The organism is Pseudovibrio ascidiaceicola, assembly GCF_900114245.1.
In the GTDB taxonomy this organism is placed as follows: Bacteria; Pseudomonadota; Alphaproteobacteria; order Rhizobiales; family Stappiaceae; genus Pseudovibrio; species Pseudovibrio ascidiaceicola.
This window is the reverse complement of record NZ_FOSK01000042.1, coordinates 1-1,724: the sequence shown is the minus strand read 5'-3', so window position 1 is coordinate 1,724 and position 1,724 is coordinate 1. Positions and strand designations below refer to the sequence as shown.

Sequence of the window (1,724 nt, the reverse complement as noted above, 5' to 3'; positions counted from 1 at the left end):
CAATGAAGGTACCCTGGTCAGTGGTCAAGACCTGGCATTGCACAGCAATACGCTCGACAACGACGGCGGGCTCATCCTTGCCAAGAGAAACCTGACCATTGAAGGCCAGAGTGTGGGCACGCGCAGCACCCAGCTTCTCAACCATAATGGTGGTGGAATTGAGTCTCTTGAAGGTGACATCACCCTGCGCACCGAAGACCTGCAAAACCTCACGAAGGTCGAGAAAACACTCAAAACATACGAGTATGCGAACAATTATAAGACAGGTTACTATCCGCCAGAGTGGCTTAATCCAAGGTCTCCAGATTACTTAGGTGGTAGCCGTAACAACAATGTATACGTCAACAAAGGGTACATTGGAGGATACAGTTACGGCACTATGTGGGATCGCTCAGAGGGTCCAACCGGATACATATTTCTTCCAGACATAGTGCAAATTGAAAAGATTCTAGAAGACAAAGGAGCAACACCTGAAGATTGGAATCCTAACTGGTGGAAAGAGTATGCGCCGACTAGCCTGGCAACATTTGATCCGGCAGCTGGTCATCTTGAGCGCTGGAATGTTCTCTCTCCGGATGAGGAACATAAAGTACCAAGTGGCGGACAGGCAATTGTCTATATTGAGCAAGAAGAACTAGACTACAAGACGGCTCAGGCCAGGATCTCAACAGGCATCGGCAATATAGTCATTGATGCTGGATCTATCTTTAACGAAAGCAGTCAGATAAGTGCCGCTGGCGATCTAACAATCGATGGTGACAATTTGGACAACAGAGGTGTTTCCGCGTCGAGAACATACGGCGTCAAACTCAGCTATAATTCGAGAAGGGAGCACAGGGGGTTTGGCTGGCTAGGCCAAATACCAAATTCCGATCAAAAAACAGTTGAGACCTCCACGGCTGCAGCTGCCCCCGGCATTATACATGCAGGTGGTACGCTGAGCGGCAATCTTTCCGGCACGCTGACCAATACGACTATAGACGAGCCAGATCCCTCAAAGCTGATCCTAGAAAGCTCTTCAGGCATTGAAACCGGCTCAGGCGCACAAGGTGTCACGCAGCAAGATAAAGTTAAGGAGAAAACGGCTGGGCTGGTTGGCACGGAGGAAGTAACTGCTGATGAGGCTTCTGAAAACGCCGAAAACTATACATTTGCCAACAGCGGGGAGCTGCCAAAGACGCAAGGTGTCACAAAACAAGGCGAACTTAATACAGATGGCCAGGTTGGTGCTGAAAAAGCAGATACCGATGAGGCCTTACAAAACTCAGGCAGCTATACCTTAGCCAATAACACGCAGATCTTGCAGACAAATGCGAGTGGTCTCACCAAAGGTGACAGCCTTGATGGCTCAACGATCAGTGCACCAAAACCTTTAATACCAGGCCTGGGCTCCATTGATGATCTTGAATTTGGTGACCTTGATCTGGATGACCCTGACACCCTCAATCCGCGAGAGACCTCTGGTCAGGACTTTCTACGTGCCCTCGGTCTGACCACCAATCCGCAGCTGTTTGCTCCTGCTCAGAAAGAAAAAACTTATCTGATCGAGACCCGCTTTGAGTTCGTCGATCAATCCAGCTTCTTTGGCCTGCCGTACTTTGCCGAAAAGCTCGGTATTCAAAATCTGGATCACTACGGACAGTCATTGGGTGATCCGTATTTTGATACCCGACTGATCACCGACCAGATTATAGCGGCAGCTGGCGAACGCTGGATCTCTGGCG

General features: G+C 49.5%; 1 protein-coding gene. It reads left to right on the top strand.

What is annotated here, in order from left to right:
- On the top strand, nt 1-1,724 hold a 1,724-nt coding region (locus BM231_RS26760), incomplete at both ends, for a hypothetical protein (RefSeq protein WP_139226428.1).